Source organism: Spiroplasma taiwanense CT-1 (assembly GCF_000439435.1).
Taxonomy (GTDB): domain Bacteria; phylum Bacillota_I; class Bacilli_A; order Mycoplasmatales; family Mycoplasmataceae; genus Spiroplasma_A; species Spiroplasma_A taiwanense.
Window position 1 is genome coordinate 894,237 of sequence record NC_021846.1, and the last position, 20,431, is coordinate 914,667.

A 20,431-nucleotide genomic window follows, 5' to 3' on the forward strand; every position below is an offset into this window, starting at 1 on the left:
TTTAATCCCTCTTTTTATCAAAAGTTTTACTAATTTTTTTTATTTTATTACTTTTGGCTTCTATTTTTATTTTTTTTATCACATTAGATCTAACTTTACTATTTTTTCTATAAATTTTTATTCTCTTGTAATTGAATAGATTAATAAAATTTTTTCATCAGATTTTTAATGTTTTTCCAAGACTTATAAATGTCTTTTTATAATTATGATAAAAAACTTTTTTATATCTAATAATTCACAATTGCTTGAAACTAATTTTTTTATAACCTGGTGTTAACTTAATACCAATATACTTACTTAATGCATTTAAACCTAAAACTAATAAAACTGTTACTAATGCTATTTGATATGCCACTCCAAGTGTTTCAGGATCACTTCCTTCTGAAGCCATCATATAAATTTCTGTTGTTAAAGTTGCACCTGAAGAGAAAAAACCTTCTCCTGGCATTCTCACAGCTGTTCCAAGTGTTAAATAAACTGGAGCAGATTCACCAATTATTCTTGCTATTGCAAGAATAATACCTGTAACTAGTCCTTTTGTTGCATTAGGTATTACTACTTTTAATAATACACCTGTTTTTGTCATTCCCATTCCATATGCAGCCTCTTTATAAAGAATTGGAACAGATGTAATAGAATCTTCAAAAGCTGTAATCATAGAAGGCAAAACAACAATTGTCATAGTTAAACTTGCAGCAAAAATTGACATAGGAATTCCCATAGCTACAACAAATAAACTTAAACCAAATACACCAAATACAATACTTGGAGTTGAAGCAAGAACATTAATTGTAAATCTAATAACTTTTGCAAATTTGCTTTCTTTATGAGCATACTCTGCAAGATAAATTGCAACAAATAAAGCTAATGGAATAGCAAATATAGTTGTTGAAAGAATTAACAAAAATGTTGTTAACATTAATGCAAATATTCCAGATCTTTGGCCCTCTATTTCTAAAAATGCATCTAAATTAAATTTTGCAAATCCTTTAATAAAAACTGTTAATAGAATTCAACTTGTAAATCCAATTATTATTGCTGTTGAAGAAATCATAAAAAATTTTAATATTGCACTATGCATTTTTTTAGCAAACCTTTTTTCTGTATAAGTTTCTACTAAAATGTTTAATTTACTTAATTCATAGGTGTAATGTTTATTTTTGAAAGAAGTTTTTTTAGGTTTATGCTTTTTAAAATTTTTAGTCTTATTTTTATTGATATTTCCAATTGCTAAAATAATTAAATTGATTATTATCACTATAAAAAATAAAACTAAACCAATTGCATATAGTGCAGATTCATGAATTGTACCATGATTTTCTAACATTTCTAACCCAATTGTTCCTGCAAGTGTTCTAATTGAAGAGAAGATAAAACCTAAAAAACCATCATCTGTATTTAATCCTTGAGTTGAATTTCCTGCAATTAAAATTACAGCCATTGTTTCTCCAATTATTCTTGCCACACCTGTAATAATAGCTGTAATAATTTTTGGAACTGCAGAAACTAATACAACACTAAATGTTGTTCTTTCCTTTGTCATACCTAAACCAAGAGAAGCATAACGGTGACTTTCAGGAACTGCTTCAATTGCATTAATTGATAATGCTATCATTGTGGGCAAAGCCATAAATGATAATGTTAAACTTGCAGTCATCATATTTCCACTACTTGGAGCTCCCATTAAAACAAATAATGGACCAATTTGATCAAGTGCAAATAATCCAAATACAACTGATGGAATTCCTGCTAACAATTGAATAACTGTTATTACAAATTTTTTTGTATTATTTTTTAAATATTCAGTAATAAACAATGAACTAAATATTGTTAAAGGAATTGCAAATAGTAATGAAATAAAAAGCATTGTTAATGTTGAAAGAATTATTTTTCCTAGTCCATATGAACCATCAACAGCACTTGAAGGAGTTCAATTTTCTGAAAAAATAAACTTAAAGAATGAAAAATTAGAAAATACTGGAACAGATTTATATAAAATAAATCCTACTAAAATAGCTAAAATTAATAAAACAATAGATGTAATAAATATAATTGAAGATTTAGTAGTTATATCTAATTTAGATGTTTTTGCCTTTGGCATTTTTTTGATTAAATTTTTTTCTCTCATAAAATACCTCTATATTTTTTTATCTACTGGAAGCGGGTTAAATTCAAAATTTTTAACCAAACCCTCATCTTTAAATACTTTTTCCGCACTTTCTTTTTGAGAATCATTTGAAGAATCTGTAAGAATAAATTCAAAAAAATCCAATATTTGATTTAAATTATTATAAGTATTAAATATTGCTATAAAAGGTCTCTTAAATTCATAGATATCTTTAATAAATAAATCATTAGTCGATAAGTTTGAATCATTATTTTCAGATGTTCATTCATCCCATTTTCCATTTTCAAATTTTTGCGGTTTGCCATTTTCTCCATAAGCAAGTTTTTTGCCATTAAATCCAGAAAGTTTAACAGTGCTTTCATTTGATAATTGACTTAAAAAGGCATTTGAAACATATCCAATACTTGGTGCTATTGCAATATTTTCAATCATAGATCCATTTGAGTTAACAACATTTGATTTTGGCATACTTTTAATTCCAGTAATATCTGAAAATGCACTCCTAGTACCAGAACCATCTTCTCTAGTGAAAGTTACAATTTTTTTTGATGCAGAACTATTATTTTTTATTTTTTCTAATAAATCTAAATATTTATTTTCATCATTTTTTATTAATTTTAATCCAAATTCTTCTCAAGTATAATTTCCTGCATATATTTCAGATAAATTATCATCTTCTTTTTTTGCAAAATCTACTAAATCATTTAGAGAGGTGTTTGATTGTTCTCCAATTTCATTTCAATATGTAGGAGAATTAAAAATAACACCAATTGCGTCAATTGCAAATTCTAAACCAATATATGAATTATTTTTTTCTTCTTTATTTGCATTATTTATAATATTTGTTTTAATAACATCAAATTCATCTTTATTTTTTACTTCACAACTTTGTGTTTCACAGTCTAATTTTTTAAATTTATGTCCAGTTGATAATGTTTCAGGTTTTATTTTTTTTGAAACAAATCCTGCTGAATACATTGTTTTTTCAACACCACCAACTCCTGCTTGACTTCCAGTGGAATTGTATACAAAGTCTGTTTTACCATTATCAAAATAAATTTTTGTCATTTTTTGCATAAATGGATTAACGCTTGTACTTCCTCCTAAAACAATTGAGTTTTTAGATGCTGTAAAAGATCAAATTCAAAGACTTAATACTATTGTTAAAAAAACCAATAATATCAAACTTATTTTTTTTGTCATGATTTTTCTCCTTAAAAGTATAAGTTATTTTGCATTAGATAATTGTTTTGCTTCAATTAACTTTATTTGTACAAGTTTTGTAACACCTTTTTGTTCCATAGTTGCACCAAATAAAGTATCACAATTTTCCATTGTTCCCATTCTGTGAGTAACTATTAAAAATTGAGTAACATTTGTAAATGTTTTCAAATATTTTGCAAATCTCTCTACATTTGCAATATCTAAAGGTGCTTCAACCTCATCCAAAATTACTAGAGGAATTGGTTTAACTTTTAGTATAGAAAATAAAACTGATAAAGCAACCATAGATTTTTCACCACCACTTAATAAATTCAGATTTGTAATTTTCTTACCAGGTGGTGATATTTTTAGATCAATTCCTGTATTTAAAATATCATTTTCATTTGTATAAATTATTGAAGCTGATCCACCTCCAAATAAAGTTATAAAAGTTTCAGGTAATGCACTATTTACATCTTTTATAATTTTTTTAAATTGAATTATCATTTGTTCATCCATTTCACTAATTGCATCTTTTAAATTATTTATTGAGTCAATTACATCTTGAGTTTGTTCCACATATGTTTGATATCTTGTGTTTTCTTCTTCAAATTCAGCAATTGAATCTAAATTTACGTTTCCAAGATAATTAATTTGAGTTCTTAATTCCTTAATTCTATTTCTAATTTCATCTTCTTCATTTATAACTACTATATTATTTACTTCCAAAGCAGCTTCAAAAGTTAAATCATAATTTTGTGCCAATCTAGAAGTTGAATTTGATTGTTTTTCAAGCAATAATGTTACATCCGAATTTAATCCAGAATATTTATCTTTTAATGAAGATAGCAATTTTCTTTCTTCATCAATATGTCTACTTAAACTATTTTGTCTTTCTGATGTTTTATCTTTTATTGTTCAAATTACATTTATCTGTTGTTGTATTTCATCTTTTGAATTCTGAAGAATTGTTGTTTGTTCAATAATTTTAATTATTTGTTCATCCACTGACTTAAATTCAATTTCATTTCCGTCCAATTCTTTTCCAGTAAGTATTCTATATTCTTCTTTTATTAAAAAGAGTTCCTTTTCTGTTAACTCACTAGCATGTTTACTTGCTCCAATTCAAGACTGAATTTCAGCAAGTTCTTCTCTTAAAATTTCAATTGTATCGCTTAATGATGAAACTTGTTTTGAAAAATTTAATTCCTTTAAATCTAATTCTTCTTTTTGTTTTTCTAATTCAATTATTTGTTCCGAATCATTTATTAATATATTTTTATGCTTACGATTTCCCCCAACTATTGCTCCATGTGGTAGTATCCGTTGCCCATCTAATGTTACAACATTAAATTTTGCATTTGTAATTTTTGAAATTTCTAAAGCATTATCATAACTATCTACAACAATATAATTTGCTACTAAATAATCTAATACTATTTGATATTTTTTTTCCGATTTTATTAATTCATTTGCAAAACCAATAAAACCATTTGATTTTTGTATAATAAATCTTGTTTCATTACTTATATAATTTGGTTTTAAATTGTCAAGAGGTAAAAATGTTGCGTAACCAGCTTTGTTTTTTTTCAAAAATTCAATTGCAATTTTCACATCTACTGCTGTTTTTGTAATTATATTTTGTAAACCGTTTTGCAAAATAACTGACATTGCAATTTCATATTCCTTATTAGTATTAATAACTTCTTGAACTGTACCAATAATCCCTGGTAAGATTTTTTTATTTTCTAAAACATTTTTCACACCTTCAAAAAGATTATCAAATGAATTTTTCCGAGAAATTAAATTATCTAAATTATTTTCTGTTTTAGCAATTTGTTTTTTTAAAATATCTAAACTTTGATTTAATTCAAATCTTTGTTTACTTGAATTATCTAAAAGATCTCTTTTCTTAATTTTATCCAATAATAATTTAGATAATTTTTTTTCCTCTGCTTCTAAATTAATTTCCAATTCTTTTGATTTATTTTTTAATTCGGCAATTTTAAATTCCTTATTATCAATATCAATTTTAGTTTTTTTTGCTTCGAGAGTAATTCTTGAAACTTTTAGTTCACTAATTTTTTCAACAATTTTTGTAAATTCTCTATTTAATTTTGAAAACTCTTTATCATGCGAAAGATTTGACTTAGAAATAGAAGTAAATTCTTCTGATGTTTTATTAATTGATTTTTCAAGTGAACTAATTTCTGTTTTAAGTTCAGATTTTTGTTCACTTAGTTCTAATATTCTTTTTTTATACAATTTTATATCATTAACTAAAACTGCAACTTCAATATTTTTTAGTTCATTGAACATTTCTTGATATGAGATTGCTTTTTTTGACTGCTTCTTCAAATTTGGAAGTTTTCTTTCAATTTCATTTATAATGTCATTTAATCTATCTAAGTTTTCTTGTGTTCTAATTAATTTTCTAACAGCTTCTTCTTTTCTTTTTTTATACATTGCAACACCAGCAGCTTCATCAAAAATTTTTCTTCTTTCCTCAGGTTTTGATTCAACAAAATGACTTATTGATCCCTGAGAAATAATAGCTAAACTTGATTTAGTTAAACCAGTTTCTAAAGCAATTTCTTGAATATCTTTTAATCTAACTTTGCTCTTGTTAATATAATATTCAGATTCCTTAGTTAGTTTAAAAAATTTTCTTGTAATTGATACTTCATTATAATCTAATGTGCTAAATGCTCTATTAGTATTGTCAAAAACAAGAGTTACTTCAGCAATATTCAATCCTTTTCTATCACTGCTTCCAGCAAAAACTATATCTTCCATTGAATCTCCACGTAGTGATTTATATGATTGTTCACCTAACGCTCACATAATAGCATCATTTATATTTGATTTACCGCTACCATTTGGCCCAACAATTCCTGTCATTGAATATTGAAAGTCTAAATTTATTGGTTCTGCAAAAGATTTAAAACCAAAAACTTCTATTTTTTTTAAAAAAATCATTTTATTTTCCTCTTGTTTTTGCATATAGCCGTCCTATATAACTTAAATACATTATATATATTTTTTGAAAATTGTAAAATTTACATAACTAAAAAAACCCCATTTTTAAAGGGCAATTTTAGTTTTTAAAAGTTTTTTTAATTTTTGATAAAGCACTTTTTGCAGCTGCTTGTTCAGCCTGTTTTTTATTTGTTCCTTGACCTGTTCCAAAAACCATTTCATCGAGAATTACATTAACTGTAAATAAATTTTGATTATTCTCCTCTTTTTCCTGAGAAATAGTTTTATAGGATAATTCCGTTCTCATTTCAATTTGAATTAATTCTTGTAATTCTGATTTATAATCATGAGAATCATCTAAATAAAAATTCATAATATCACAAGAAAAAATTGTTTTTTCTAATCAAATCTTCAATATTTCATCACCCTGATCTAAATAAATTGCTGCTGTAATTGATTCAAAAATATCAGAAAGAATTGAATCTTTTTCATATCCTTTTGATTCTCGTTCACCAACTCCAAGTCTAATAAAATTGGTTAAGCCAAATTTTCTTGATAAACTTGCTAATGTTTCTTTACGAACTATTGAACTTCTATATTTTGTCAATACTCCTTCATTTGATTGAGGATATTTTCTATACAAAAACTCACTTACCTTCATTTGTAAAATAGCATCTCCCAAAAATTCTAATCTCTGGTAATTTTTACTTAATCTATTCTCATTAGAATAAGAATTATGTGTAAAAGCTTCATTAAAATAACTTAAATCATTTATAGTAATTGAAAATTTTAAAAAAAAATCTCTAATATTCACTATTTTTCTAAAGCCTCTTTAATTTTATTAACTACATCATTTTTTATTGCATTATAAGTCATTTTTAAAGTTGCGTAAAAAGCAACTTTATCACTTGAACCATGAGATTTAAAAGCAATTTTGTTTACTCCCAATAAAATTGCTCCTGCATGATTTTTATAATCAAATTTTGCAGAAACTTCCTTAAATGCTTTTCTTAGTCTTAATGCAGCCAATTTTCTAAAAATGTTTTTTGTAAGTGCTGTTTTTATTTCTTTTAATAAAATTTTTCCCATACCTTCTGCTGCTTTTAAAGCAATATTTCCTGTATAACCATCAGTAACAACAATATCAACATCACCACTAGCAATATACCTAGGTTCAATATTTCCAATAAAGTTAATATTTTTATTTTCATCCATAAGTTTATAAGCGTTTTGATGCATTTCAAATCCCTTAGATTTTTCTTCACCAATATTCAATAAAGCCACTTTTGGATTATCTACATTATTTATTAACTTTGAATAAGCTGATGCCATAATAGCAAAATTTTGTAAATCCTCTGGATCACATTCCAAATTTGCACCAACATCTAGCAATAAAGTAACTTTTCCAGAAACTACCGTTGGTATAACCGGCATAAAACCAGGTCTTTTAATTCCGGGAATTTCTTTCAAAATAAAGTGACACCCTGCAATAAATGGAGCAGTAGCACCCGCAGTTGTAATTGCATCTACTTTATCGCTTTCTAGCAATTCAATTGCTCGAACCATACTAGAGTCCTTTTTTCTTCTAATTTCTAATATTCCATCAGTCATATTTATAACTTCTGTTGTATTAAAAAATTCAATTTGTTCTGGATTATATTTTTTTGTTGCTAAAACTGATTTCAACTTTTCTTCATTTCCTACAAAGATAATTTTTAAATCCTTTTGCTCACCTAAAAGTTTAATAGCAGCATCAACTGCTGGAATTAAACCATTATCCGAACCCATAACATCAAATGCTATTTTTTTAAAATTCATATTTTTTACTCCATTCTATTGAAATTATATATTATTTAAAAAATAAAGAAAAATACAAAAAATAAACCTATCTATTTATTTTTTGTATTTTTCTTTATTTTCTTGTTGTCTGATACTTCCTTTTTCACAACATGGACATTTTTTTGTTAAACATATTTGGCAATTTATGCACCTGAAGGAACTTTGGCACCCATGAAAAGAACCACTGCAAACTCTACAAGTATAACAATTGTGTGCTCCCCCCGGACAACAAACATCAGGCGAATTTTGTGTATTTTGTTTAGGTAATGGCATAATTAAAACCTCCCATTTTTAAATATAAAATCATTATACACTATTAACTTACTAATAAAGTCAATGGTCTTTTTTTAATTTGGAACATCGCCGCTAATCACCCTATATAAATAATTGCTCCTAGAACAATTAGAGAAACAAATGGAATTCAAGGTAAAGAAGGAACTAATATTAATATTTTAAATTGTTCTCAAACAATTGCTTGAATAATATATCAAATCATAACTGAGGCTAAGAATGCAAATACAAAACTAATAAAAGCTCCCGTTATATATTTTCCCATTACCATTCAATTTATTTGTCTATTTGAATATCCCAATGATCTCATAATTGTAATTATATTAATAGAATCTGAAATAATAATATTCATAATTACCACTAATAAAATTGTTAATAATACAATGTCAATTAAAATATACATTAACATAGAATTTGTTAATTTACTTATTAATTCATCAATTACAGATTTTAAAATAGGTAATGAAATAACACCGGGTTCCATAAAGAAATTAATATCTTTTGGAGCATTTATATTTTCCTTCATTTCCCTAATAATTTCTTCAAATCCGGTTAATGCAGGAATTTGTGAAATATCAAGATTCCTTACGAAAATATCTAATATATTTCCAACTCAAGGTTCTTTAACAGATGAAGCAAAACTAAATGTATCTTTTAAGTTTTTAAAACTATTAATTGATCCTCCAATATCAGCAAAATCAATTTTACCTTCACTGGCTAATTTTGTACTATTTATTTCATTGAAATAGTATTTTGAGTCTTTATCACTTAAATTTTTTCCAATTTTATCAATAGTAACTTTATAATCTACATAAACATTTTGAAGCATTGTATCATTTAAATTAATTGCAACAATTTTTATTTTTTGTTTTAAACCTTTATTACCAATATTAATTTCAAAAGTGTCTCCAATATTTTTATTAATTAATCTAGAAAGTCTAAAAGAAATAATTCCATTAATATAGTCATCATTCACTTCAGTTAGTTCTTTAAAATTTTCATCGTTCACTCCTGAAAAATTAATTATTTTTTTAAGATCTCCCCCATATTTTGATGTTGTGTCAAATAATTTTAAAATAGATTCATCGATGTCAACCTCACTGTTTCCTAAAATATAAAATGGTAAAACTTGCATTAACGCTTCTTTTTGGCCTTCAAATAAAACACTATTTATACTTATAAAAGGATTAATATTTTCTTTAGTCATGAAAAATGTTTGAACTAAAGTTTTTAAAGTATCACTAATGTTTAAATCTACAAGAGGAGTATCTTTTTTGCTCATTTTATTAGTATTAAAACTTGACAGTAATGATTCTTTATATTCTTCAATATTTGTACAATCAATTACTGTTTCACTTGGTGTTGAAACACACAAATATTGTGCAATATCATTTAAATAAAGACCTTTTAAAGTTTCAGGTTTAATTAAAATTAAAGAAGTTTCTGAAATTGGAGAGTTTTTTAATTCTTCTAAAAATTTTAAAATATTTTCAAAATTAGAATTAATCAAATCATCTTTTAATCCTGCCAATTTTTGCTGACCTTCTTCTAAAGGTAATAATAACATTGCAAAATTTAGTACAATACTAGAAAGACTATTTATTTGTTGGCTATTTGATGAATTTTTATTAATTTCTGTTTTAAGTTCTGCTGCTGCATTAATTAAATTTGATGCAAGAGAAGTATAATAATAGTCATCATTTTTATTTAATGAGTTTTGATCAACGTAGTCTTTTATTGAATTAAATCCTTCTTCGTTAACATTTACAAAATCTAAATGATAATCTGGTTTAGTTATATTTTTAGATAAACCATCTTTTTTAATATCCATATTAGTTGCACTTTTAAAATTATAAAGATGATTAGTTTCTGGTGAATAAATATTATATGCACCATCAATCATATTTTCAATTATTGGCATAGTTCTTAATTGTAAAGTAAATAAAAATGAACTAAAAGCAAATAATCCCATAATCAATGCAAATTTACCCTTTCCTGTAGAAACAAAAGCGTGTTGCATTCTAAAAGTGAAACCAAAATTTTTATTTTTTAAAATTTTTAAAATTAGTCAATTAAAGAAAAAATATATTAATGCTGGTCAAAATATTATTTTTAAAATTAAAATTAGTCAATCAAAATTAGATTTCTTTGGGCCTGAGCTTAATAACGCAAGAGCACCTTCAGATAAATATTTAAATATTGATAAGTAACTAAATAATGAAAAAATCAATGGAACTCCAATAATTAAAATAAATAAGAATAAAACATTAGAATAAATAATTTGATAATCAAAAATTACATAAGTATTAAATTGCTTTGTTGCCGAATCAATTTGAAAGGGCATTGATAATAAATAACCAATTGCTATTGCAATTATCATTGTTATAAATGTCTTAACTGCAAATATTCAAGTTAATTCACTAGTTTTATACCCAAGTGATTTAAATACCCCCAATTGTCTTCTTGTATTATTTATTTCTTTTTTTAGAACAAATAATATAAAGAAGAACGCTAAAATAAATAGTATTCCTCCAATTACAGCATAAATTCAAGTTATTATATATAAATTAGTCAAATTTTTAATTACTGAATGACTTGTCATTTCTTTAAAAACAGCTGAACCAGAATTAAAGATTAATGGAAAATCATCAGATGAAGATTCGGTTAAAATTTCATTTATTGAAATATCTAAATTATAATTATTAACGTAAGTTTCTGATCAAAATCTAAATCTTTTACCTGATGCAGTTGACTGCTCTCAAGAAGGATTTTTCTCTTCATTTAAAAAAATGTTCTTAAATGAATAATTTTCGTTTGATTTGAAGAAGTCATCTGTAGTAAAAATTTGAGCATAATTATCAATAGAATCGGAAAATGAAGAAAAACCTATTGGAGATAAAGTTGAATATTTAATTCCAATTCCTACAATTTTAAATTCATAATTTTCAGATATTTTAATATTATCTCCTATTGATAGATTCTGTTTTTTCATAAAGGCATCATTTAAAATTATTTCATTATTTTCTGTCGGTAATCTACCTTCTTGTAAAACAAGATTATTTAAATTTTGTGAATTCTGAATTAAAGATCCAACAGATGAAATAAAATATAAATACTGTTTATTAGTTGCTGAATCTCTAAAGTTTTTTGAAACATTATTAAAATTTGAATAATTAAAATTTGAATTACCTTCAAATGATGATAGCTGCGAAATTATTTGATCAATTATATAGCTATTTAAACTTCTATTATTTGAATTTAGAATTTCTATTGCTGTTGGAGTAAATATTTCATTAATTTTTAATTTATTCTCTTCTCCATCTTCATTGATTGATAAAATTAATTCTTTTGAATCGTGATAAATTTTGTATGAATTAAATAGTGATGATACCAAACTATTTTTTTCGCTTTTTTTATAATTTTCTTCACAATTTGTTTCATTAGAGTCATTACATGATTCTTCTATTTCAACTTTGAGTGATTCTAAATATTTATTAATTGCATCAATTGATTTTTCAGAAAATCAGCCTTCTATAGGAAAATCAATTTTAATTTCTTTATCTTTCACTTTTGTTATGACAACACTACCATTTATTTGATTTTCTGGAGTAAAAAATTTTTCAATAAAATCTTCACTTAATTTTCCATCTGTTTGGCGTTGCTCCTGTCAGGTTGAAGTCTCTCTTTTTATAGACGACGCCTTAAGTGATAATTGTAAGGGAGTTGCAAGCATACCCATTATAAGCATAGTAAAAATAATTAAAAAAATAATTGTTCCTAAAGTTTCAACTCAGGATTTAATAAAAAGTTTAATGTAAGATTTAAATATATTGTTCATTATTCCCTTTCTATTTAATTTTAAAAATCATAAAACTAAAATTATAAATCATTTTTTAAACGGCAAGAAGTACAATATTAACAATTTAAAACTTTAATTATATTAAACTATTCTTTATTACCCAAAAATTGATTACTAATATATTAAATTGTAAAAATAAAATTACATAAAAAATAAATCTACAAATTAAATCAAAATTATTTAAGTAAACTTATAAATATCATTTCATTTAACACTTATCTTTTTCAAAGTCATTATACATTATTATTAAAAATAAAAAAACTAATTTTATAAATTAGTTTTTTTATTTTTATTCAATTCCTATAATAAATGCATAGACTTCTTGTCCACCATCAATAACCTCATACTCAATATCATGATTTTCATCAAGGTGTTTTCTTAAATCACTAACATCTTTGAAACTTGCATCAGTTCCAGTAAAAATTGTTAATATTTCTGTTTTTGAAGAAATTAATTTTGATAAAGCTCTTGAAAATATTTCTTGTAATATTTTAGCCGAAATTACTACTTTTCTATCAACTGACATCATTCATTCATTTTCTTTTATTTTTACTCCATCAATAGTTGCATCTCTTGCTGCTTTGTTTATTGCAACAGAAATAACATTTTTGAGTGCTTTTGAAATATTTGTTTCATTTTTTTTGATACTTTCATCTGAGTCTAAATTTAAATATGCTGTAATACCCTGCGGAATTGTTTTTGTTTCAATAACTACAACCTTTGACATTTTCTCTAAATCTTTTGCTTGTTTTGCAGCAAGTAAAACATTACTGTCATTTGGAAAAATATATACTGTTTTTGCATTTACTTTTTCAATTGCCTTTAAAAAATCATTAGTTGAAGGATTCATTTTTGGCCCACCATCAATTACAAAATCAATACTTAATTCATTTTTAAAATAATCAACCATCCCTTTTGATCTTACAACTGAAATTGTTGCAACATCATTTAATAAAGTTCTTTGTTTTTGAGCTGCTTTTTGGGCTTCACTTACATCATTTTCATCTAACACATGTTTTTCTGCTTGAATATTCATATTTTCAACTTTAATTGTTTTAAATTCACCAAATTGTTGCAAGTAAGTTAAAACTTGCCCAGGAATTAAAGCGTGCGTATGAACTTTTAAAATATCTCCATCCATTACTGCAACAATTGAAGTATTTCCATATTGTTCAAAAGTACTTCTAACTGTATCAATTTTCAATTTATCAATTAATTCTTCATTTAGCATAACGATTGCTTCAGTACAATATCCAAATTCATCTTCTATTGCTAACTGAATGTTACCACCAGTATTTTCTTCTAATTTTTTTAATCTTGTTATTGGTTTTGAATTTTTAATAAAGTATTGCATTCCTTCAAAAAATTTAACTAAACCATAACCACCGCTATCAACTACTCCAACCTCTTTAAGAGGAGCTAATAATTCAGGTGTATTATTAAGAGAAACAGTTGATGCTTCAACTACTTTATTTCAAAAAGTAAGTTGATCAATTTCTTCAACTATTGAATTAATAAAATCACTTGTTTCTCTAATTACGGTAAGAATTGTTCCTTCTACTGGTTTCATAACAGCTGCATATGCAACTTCTTTTGCTTTTGTAAAAGCTAATTTTCAAGTTTCAAGATTTAAATTCTCTTTTTCTTTCATAGCATTTGAAAAACCTTTAATAATCTGTGAAAAAATTACTCCTGAATTACCTCGAGCTCCCATTATAAGACCTCTTGAAAATTTTGACATTAAGTCACCAATTTTATCAAATTCAGTTTTTTCAATTTCTCCAAAACCATTACTGCACGTTAAATTCATATTTGTACCTGTATCACCATCTGGAACAGGAAAAACATTTAATTTATCAATATGAGGATAATTATTGTAAATACAATTTACCCCACTAGTTATCATGCCCTTCAATATTTTTGCATCTTTCATAGTATATTGTCACCTTCTAATTTTGTTTTTCTATTATTCCATTGAAAATAAAAAATAATAAAAAATTGCAAATATTATTTTGCCAGAAAATTTTAACAAAGCAATTGATATTTTATTAAATAACTATTAAATCATCGACTGCAATGTCAACTATACAATTTTGCATAAAGTTAGATTCTTTTTCTAACTCATACTTTACACGTGTTTGAACTTCATTGACAACGTCTCGTATGTTAACACCATTAATTAAAATAATATGAATTTTTACTTTAAATGTTGTATCTAAATCAACAACCTCAACAGCTTTAGAAATATCTTCAGTTTTTAATTCTTCTTTTGTTTTTGCAGTGAAATTTGCAAAAGAAATAACACCAGGTACAGTAACAACAGAATTTTTAATTACATCTAATAATTTTTGCTCTATCACGTAAAACCTCCGTTAAAACTGTTTAAGTTCATTTATATTATTTTAGGAAACAACGAAATCATGAATATCATGTTTCAAACTAATACAAAAATATTTTACACCATTGTAATTAAGAATAATACTACTTAATATCAAAAAAAGAAATTATATATATTTCTTAAAAATAAATTTGTAATAATTATTGTATTTTAAAACTAATTATTATATTATTACTAAGTCCGAGGTGAATTAATATGGCAAGAAAAGACGGTTTAACAGGCAAAGGACCATTATCTGGTAATTCAAGATCACATGCTATGAATGCCAATAAAAGAAAATGAAACCTTAACCTACAAAAAGTTCAGGTTATGGATGAAAATGGTAAAGTTATGACTTTAAAAGTTTCAGCAAGAACTCTAAGAACTTTGAAAAAAAATAATCAATTAGCAAAATAAAATATTCGACATCTAAGATAATGTTTTTTTATTCTCTTAGATGTTTTTTTCTAATAAATTATTTATATATATTTTGTTTTAAATTATATTTATATATAATAATAATGCATTTGCCCTCTTGGCGAAATTGGTAGACGCAGCAGACTCAAAATCTGCCGAGTAATCGTGTCGGTTCGAGTCCGACAGAGGGTACCATTTTGAAAAAAAATAAAAAATTCCTTTTTTAGGAATTTTTTATTTTGTCATGATTACAATTAATTCTTTATCTAAAGTTATTATTGCATTTTTATAAGGAATAAAACAATTAGAAAAAGCTCTAGTAGAGTAAGCTATTAAAAATAAATCATCTACTTCATACTTTAAATTTTTAATAGAAATTTTTAAATTTTCTTTTGCAAAAAAAGATACATATGTAAATTCTTGAAAATTATTAAAATTTAAAATATTTTTTCCTGGATTTAACTTAAATATAATTGAATCATCATTTAAAATTGTTAAATTATAATTAAAAACATACTCTAAAATACTTAAATTCATATCATATCTTTTTGATGGATTAACTATCATAGTAATATCATCATATTTTCTTTTCTTTAGTTCTTCTAAAGCAGAAATTCCATCTAAATAATATTTTTCTGGATTTAATTCTATATATTCTTTAGTTTTTAATTTTATTAATTCTTTTTCTGCTTTTGATACTTGATCGAAATCAGAAATGGCTAAATCTATATTAATATTTTGCTTAATTAATTCTAAACAACCTCTCTCAACTCCAACAATAAAATAATTTTTCTCAAAGTTTTTTAAATCAATATTCGTTGGGGAAATAATTATTAAAGCTTTAGTCACTTTTTAGTTTTTTAACTCTTTCTTCTAAATTTAAAATATTTCCCCCCACAAGATAACTTCCTGCAACAATTATATCTACTCCTTCCAATTGAACTAATTTATATGTTGTTTCATTAATTCCACCATCAACTTGAATTGAAAAAACTAAATTATTATTATCTCTATAATTTTTAAGAAATCTCAATTTTTCTAAACTCTTAGTAATAAAAGATTGACCACCAAATCCTGGATAAACACTCATTATAAGAACATTATCAAGTTTATTTAAATATTTTAGAATTACTTCAACATTTGTATCTGGATTTATTGCAATTGAAGATCTCAATTTTTTGTTTATGCAAAATGAAATAAACTCCTCTATTTGTTCTGGTGTTAATGATTCAAAATGCATTGTTAATTGTTGAATGTTTTTAAATATAAATGAATTTAAATAATCTTCCATTTTGAAATTTTCTATTTTCACCATTAAGTGAACATCAATTTTAAAGTTAAACTTATTTGTTATATCTTCTAAAATTTTTGTTCCAAAACTAAGATTTGGAACAAAATTATAATCCATAACATCATAATGAATTCATTCAATTCCTGCTTTTTCTAATTTTTCCAATTCTTTACCTAAATTTAAAAAATTTGCTGTCAAAATACTTGGTGCTACAATAAATTTTTGCATTAATATTTTCTCCTTAATTGTTCATTTTCTAATTCCAATTGTATTTTTATATAATCCTCATAAATAAATTTTGGAAACTTATTATTTTTTACATCTTCAATTAACTGACAACCTGGTGTGTTATTTACGTGAATACAATTATTAAATTTACATTTATTTAAGATTTTTTTAAAATAAGTCAAACTCGTTGCAAGCATAGCAGGTGTCATTTCTTTAAACTCAAAAGAAGAAAATCCTGGTGTGTCTCCAATTAAACCATCCTTATAAATAAATAATTCATTTTTGGTGGTTGTATGTTTTCCTCTATTTAATGATTTCGAAATTTCTTGAGTCTTTTCAAAAATATTTGGAATAATATGATTTAACGTTGTTGATTTACCTGTACCAGTTTGTCCAGTAAATACAGAAACTTTTTTTTCCAAAGATAATATGAATTTTTTTCATTCTAAATCAGTTTCAATCATATTATTAATCAAATAAATTTCATAACCAATGTCTTCATATTTTCTAGCAAGATTTAGATATTCATCATTAATATCTACTAAATCAACTTTTGTAAAAGCCAATACAGGTTTTAATTCCAATGATTCAACAAAACATAAATATTTATTTAATGTATATGTATTAAGAATTGGTTCTTTAACTGAAGTTATTATAACAACCTGATCTATATTTGAAATTCTTGGTCTATATAATTCATTTTTTCTTTTTAAAATTTCAAAAATAATACCCTTAAAATCGTTAGTATCTAATATTTCAAATGTAACAAAGTCACCTGTTGTTGGTTTTTGATTATTATGTCTTAATTTTCCTTTTGATTTGCACTCATATACTTGTTTTTCAAATAAAACATAAGCATACTCACTAATTATTTTTAATATAATTCCTGTTTTTAACATTTAGATAAAAACCAAGACAGCAACTAAAATCAAAATCAAAAATAAAAATATCAAAGTAAAAGAAAATGAAAAAGCACTTTTTGCAATAACAGGCAATTTATCATATGTTGTGCCAACTTTAATTGTTTTTTGACCCTCTTTCATATTTAAAGTTACCTTTTTATGGTAATTGTATGGTTTTGGCGAATCTGTTTGTTTAACTTTTAATAAATCTCTTTTCACTTCATCAACTGATTCATATCTATATAATGGTTCTTTTTCAATCATTTTCAAAATTATATTTTCTAAACTTTGAGGAATTGAAGGGTTTATTAGTTTTGGAAGTGTTGGTGTTTCTTTCAGATGTTTTAAAGCAATTCCATTAGCTTCCTTATGTATAAATGGGGCAATTCCTGTTGAAAATTCATATAACATTATTCCTAATGAATAAATATCACTTTTAGGTGTAGCTTTTTGAGCAGCTATAATTTCAGGAGGCATATATTTTGGAGTTCCTATTGCTTTTTCTGTTTCTGTAGATCTATCTTCCATTACAGAAATACCAAAATCTCCCAATTTAACTTCCCCACTTTGGGTAAGTAATACATTATCTGGTTTTATATCTCTGTGAATAATTTTTAATTTATGTGCCTCAGAAAGAGCATCACAAATTTTTGAAAAATAATATTTTAATTCTCTTAATGTCATTGCTCCAAAATTTTGATATTTATCTTTTAAAGTGCCTCCTTCGACACATTCTAAAATAATATACCATTCATCTCCAGATTGAATTACATCAAAAAGTTTAACAACATTTGGGTTTAAACCTAATTTCGCAAATGCTTCTTTTTCTACTTCAAATCTTTCTTGACCCACAGGTTTTAGAACAATTTCGGGGGCTAAAATTTTAACAGCAACAATTGTTTTAGTGTAAATATCAAAAGCTTTAAAAACAGAAGCCATTCCACCTTTTCCAATTGCTTCAATTAATTCATATCTATCAGCTAAAATTTGACCTTTTTCATATTGTTTCATGTTAGAAACCCCCTTTCTCTTAATATAATAACAAAAAAAGCAAAGTAATTACTCTGCCTCTATAATTAAAATTGATAAATTATCTGTTGATATATTATCTTTTGCGTCTTCAACTATTAAATTAGCTTTTTCCTTTAATTTTATTTTCTTATTTGATAATGTTGCAACTGTTATATCTTGATCAATATAATCATGAACACCGTCTGTTGTTAACATATAAATTCCCTCTTGTTTTTCAATAAAATATGTATCAACTCTTAGTGTTTTTTGAGGTCCTAAGGCGCTTGTTAAGACTTTTCAAAAAGTTAGTTCATTTGCTTTTTCATATAAACTAGACATTTGAATATCTTTTCTTTCTGCTTCAGGAGTAGAATTTCATAAATTTTGGTCTTGTGTTATTTGAAACAAAGAATTATTAACTAATTTATAGGTTCTTGAATCTCCAATATTAATAACAAAACCTCCAATTTTAGTAAATAAAATTGCAGTTAATGTTGTTCCCATATCCTTTGTTTCAAATCTGTCGTTAGAATATTCTATCATTTCATTTAATATTTCATTAATACAATTTCTTAGTCATCTATTAATTTCTTTTTGATTCATATCAAAGAAATTTTGTTTTTTAAATAATTCAACAAATTTTTCAACAGCTAATTTTGAAGCTATTTCACCAAATGCATGCCCCCCCATACCATCACAAACTATTCCAAAAGCCTCACCGTTTTTATTAACAAAAAAATCTAAAAAATCTTGATTTGCTTTTCTATAATTTCCAATATCTGTTAAAGTTGCATATTTAAATTTCATTTTTTATAATTCCTTCTCTTTTTGCTCTTAATTGACCACAAGCTGCATCAATGTCTGCACCAAATTCTTTTCGAACTATTGCATTTATACCTTGTTTTTTTAAAATTTTAAAAAACTGATCAATTTTTGTTGATTGTTTATATGGATTTTCTTCTACTTCATTATATGGTATTAAATTAACATAACCATTAATTCCCTTAATTATTTTTGATAACTCCACTGCATGTTCAGGTAAATCATTGACATCTTCAATAAGAATATATTCAAAAGTAACTCTTCTATTAGTCTTATCAATGTAATACCTAACTGAATCCAATAATTGTTCAATTGGAAATGCCTTATTAATTGGCATCATTTTATTTCTTACATCATTATTTGGGGCATGAAGTGAAATTGCCAAATTAATTTGAGTCATTAAATCTGCAAATTGCCTTATTTTTGGAACAATGCCACAAGTTGAAATTGTAATGTGTCTTGCACCAATTTCAAAACCATTTTTATCGTTAATTATTCTCACAAATTTTAAAACATTATCAAAGTTATCAAAAGGTTCACCAATTCCCATAACCACAATATGACTTACTCTTGAACATTTATTATTTAAATCATTTTTATATTTTTCTTTTAAATATAAATTCATTGCATAAATTTGTCTTACTATTTCATCAGTTGACAAGTTTCTCTCTGTTTTTATTAATCCTGAAGCACAAAACTTACAAGCCATTTTACATCCAACCTGTGTAGTAACACAAACAGATTGTCCATACTTTTGCGGCATTAAAACAGTTTCAATAGTTCTTTTGTCATCTAACATAAATAAAATTTTAATAGTACCATCTTTTGATTCTTCTACAACTAAATCCTTTAAAAGATTAACAGTAAAATTTTGCTTTAAAAATTCTCTTAATGATTTATTTAAATTAGACATATTATCAAAATTAGTTTCCAACTTTAAATATAATCAATCAAATATTTGCTTCGCTGAAAATTTCTTAAAATCATTCTCTAATAAGGTTGCTTCCAATTCTTCAATTGTATAGTTAAAAATACTTTTTTGTTCCATGTGAAAATACTCCATTTTTTATTTTATCATACAAAG

At 25.0% G+C, this 20,431-nt stretch carries 16 protein-coding genes and 1 tRNA gene; 2 read left to right on the plus strand and 15 right to left on the minus strand.

Going from position 1 to position 20,431, the window contains the following annotated elements:
* Position 1: 1 nt before the first annotated feature.
* The 9 genes from pstA to STAIW_RS04565 all read right to left on the minus strand — a co-directional run bounded on the left by pstA (position 2) and on the right by STAIW_RS04565 (position 14,659).
* The gene (gene pstA / locus STAIW_RS04525) at positions 2-2,128 is read right to left on the minus strand and encodes a phosphate ABC transporter permease PstA (protein ID WP_020834651.1); all 2,127 of its coding nucleotides are present in this window, start codon (positions 2,126-2,128) and stop codon (positions 2-4) included.
* Positions 2,129-2,137: 9 nt separating this feature from the next.
* Positions 2,138-3,331, minus strand: coding sequence for a phosphate ABC transporter substrate-binding protein (ptsS, locus tag STAIW_RS04530; protein WP_020834652.1), 1,194 nt, complete (start codon positions 3,329-3,331; stop codon positions 2,138-2,140).
* A 24-nt stretch (positions 3,332-3,355) separates the two neighbouring features.
* Positions 3,356-6,334, minus strand: coding sequence for an AAA family ATPase (locus STAIW_RS04535; RefSeq protein WP_020834653.1), 2,979 nt, complete (start codon positions 6,332-6,334; stop codon positions 3,356-3,358).
* A 94-nt stretch (positions 6,335-6,428) separates the two neighbouring features.
* The gene (gene rnc, locus STAIW_RS04540; RefSeq protein WP_020834654.1) at positions 6,429-7,124 is read right to left on the minus strand and encodes a ribonuclease III; all 696 of its coding nucleotides are present in this window, start codon (positions 7,122-7,124) and stop codon (positions 6,429-6,431) included.
* The gene (gene plsX, locus STAIW_RS04545; RefSeq protein WP_020834655.1) at positions 7,124-8,128 is read right to left on the minus strand and encodes a phosphate acyltransferase PlsX; all 1,005 of its coding nucleotides are present in this window, start codon (positions 8,126-8,128) and stop codon (positions 7,124-7,126) included. The genes rnc and plsX overlap by 1 nt, the downstream gene beginning before the upstream one ends.
* A 75-nt stretch (positions 8,129-8,203) precedes the next feature.
* Complete coding sequence (locus STAIW_RS04550) at positions 8,204-8,422, minus strand: hypothetical protein (RefSeq protein ID WP_041618895.1); 219 nt, start codon at positions 8,420-8,422, stop codon at positions 8,204-8,206.
* 43 nt (positions 8,423-8,465) lie between these two features.
* Positions 8,466-12,278, minus strand: a complete 3,813-nt coding sequence (locus STAIW_RS04555; protein WP_020834656.1) for an ABC transporter permease — start codon at positions 12,276-12,278, stop codon at positions 8,466-8,468.
* Between the two features lie 310 nt (positions 12,279-12,588).
* Positions 12,589-14,232, minus strand: coding sequence for a DAK2 domain-containing protein (locus tag STAIW_RS04560; RefSeq protein ID WP_020834657.1), 1,644 nt, complete (start codon positions 14,230-14,232; stop codon positions 12,589-12,591).
* 115 nt (positions 14,233-14,347) lie between these two features.
* Positions 14,348-14,659, minus strand: a complete 312-nt coding sequence (locus STAIW_RS04565) for an Asp23/Gls24 family envelope stress response protein (protein WP_020834658.1) — start codon at positions 14,657-14,659, stop codon at positions 14,348-14,350.
* Positions 14,660-14,892: 233 nt separating this feature from the next.
* Here STAIW_RS04565 and rpmB point away from each other — a divergent pair, with 233 nt between their 5' ends.
* Both rpmB and STAIW_RS04575 read left to right on the plus strand, forming a co-directional pair.
* Positions 14,893-15,093: a 50S ribosomal protein L28 gene (gene rpmB, locus STAIW_RS04570; RefSeq protein ID WP_020834659.1), complete on the plus strand. Its 201-nt coding sequence runs from the start codon at positions 14,893-14,895 to the stop codon at positions 15,091-15,093.
* 112 nt (positions 15,094-15,205) lie between these two features.
* Positions 15,206-15,288 (plus strand) — tRNA-Leu (locus STAIW_RS04575).
* Positions 15,289-15,327: 39 nt separating this feature from the next.
* Here the strand turns inward: STAIW_RS04575 and STAIW_RS04580 are convergent.
* Genes STAIW_RS04580 through rlmN form a run of 6 tightly spaced genes read right to left on the minus strand, consistent with a single transcriptional unit; the run spans position 15,328 to position 20,395 of the window.
* Positions 15,328-15,942, minus strand: coding sequence for a thiamine diphosphokinase (locus tag STAIW_RS04580; RefSeq protein WP_020834660.1), 615 nt, complete (start codon positions 15,940-15,942; stop codon positions 15,328-15,330).
* Complete coding sequence (locus STAIW_RS04585) at positions 15,935-16,612, minus strand: ribulose-phosphate 3-epimerase (RefSeq protein WP_020834661.1); 678 nt, start codon at positions 16,610-16,612, stop codon at positions 15,935-15,937. The genes STAIW_RS04580 and STAIW_RS04585 overlap by 8 nt, the downstream gene beginning before the upstream one ends.
* A complete protein-coding gene (gene rsgA / locus STAIW_RS04590; protein ID WP_020834662.1) occupies positions 16,612-17,511 on the minus strand; it encodes a ribosome small subunit-dependent GTPase A in 900 nt (299 codons plus the stop codon). The genes STAIW_RS04585 and rsgA overlap by 1 nt, the downstream gene beginning before the upstream one ends.
* Entirely contained in the window at positions 17,512-18,525 is a 1,014-nt protein-coding gene (locus STAIW_RS04595) for a serine/threonine-protein kinase (protein WP_020834663.1), read from the minus strand.
* A 48-nt stretch (positions 18,526-18,573) separates the two neighbouring features.
* Positions 18,574-19,332 carry a PP2C family protein-serine/threonine phosphatase gene (locus tag STAIW_RS04600; protein WP_020834664.1) on the minus strand — a complete coding sequence of 253 codons (759 nt, stop codon included), beginning with the start codon at positions 19,330-19,332 and terminating at the stop codon, positions 18,574-18,576.
* A complete protein-coding gene (rlmN, locus tag STAIW_RS04605; protein WP_020834665.1) occupies positions 19,322-20,395 on the minus strand; it encodes a 23S rRNA (adenine(2503)-C(2))-methyltransferase RlmN in 1,074 nt (357 codons plus the stop codon). The genes STAIW_RS04600 and rlmN overlap by 11 nt, the downstream gene beginning before the upstream one ends.
* Positions 20,396-20,431: the final 36 nt, after the last annotated feature.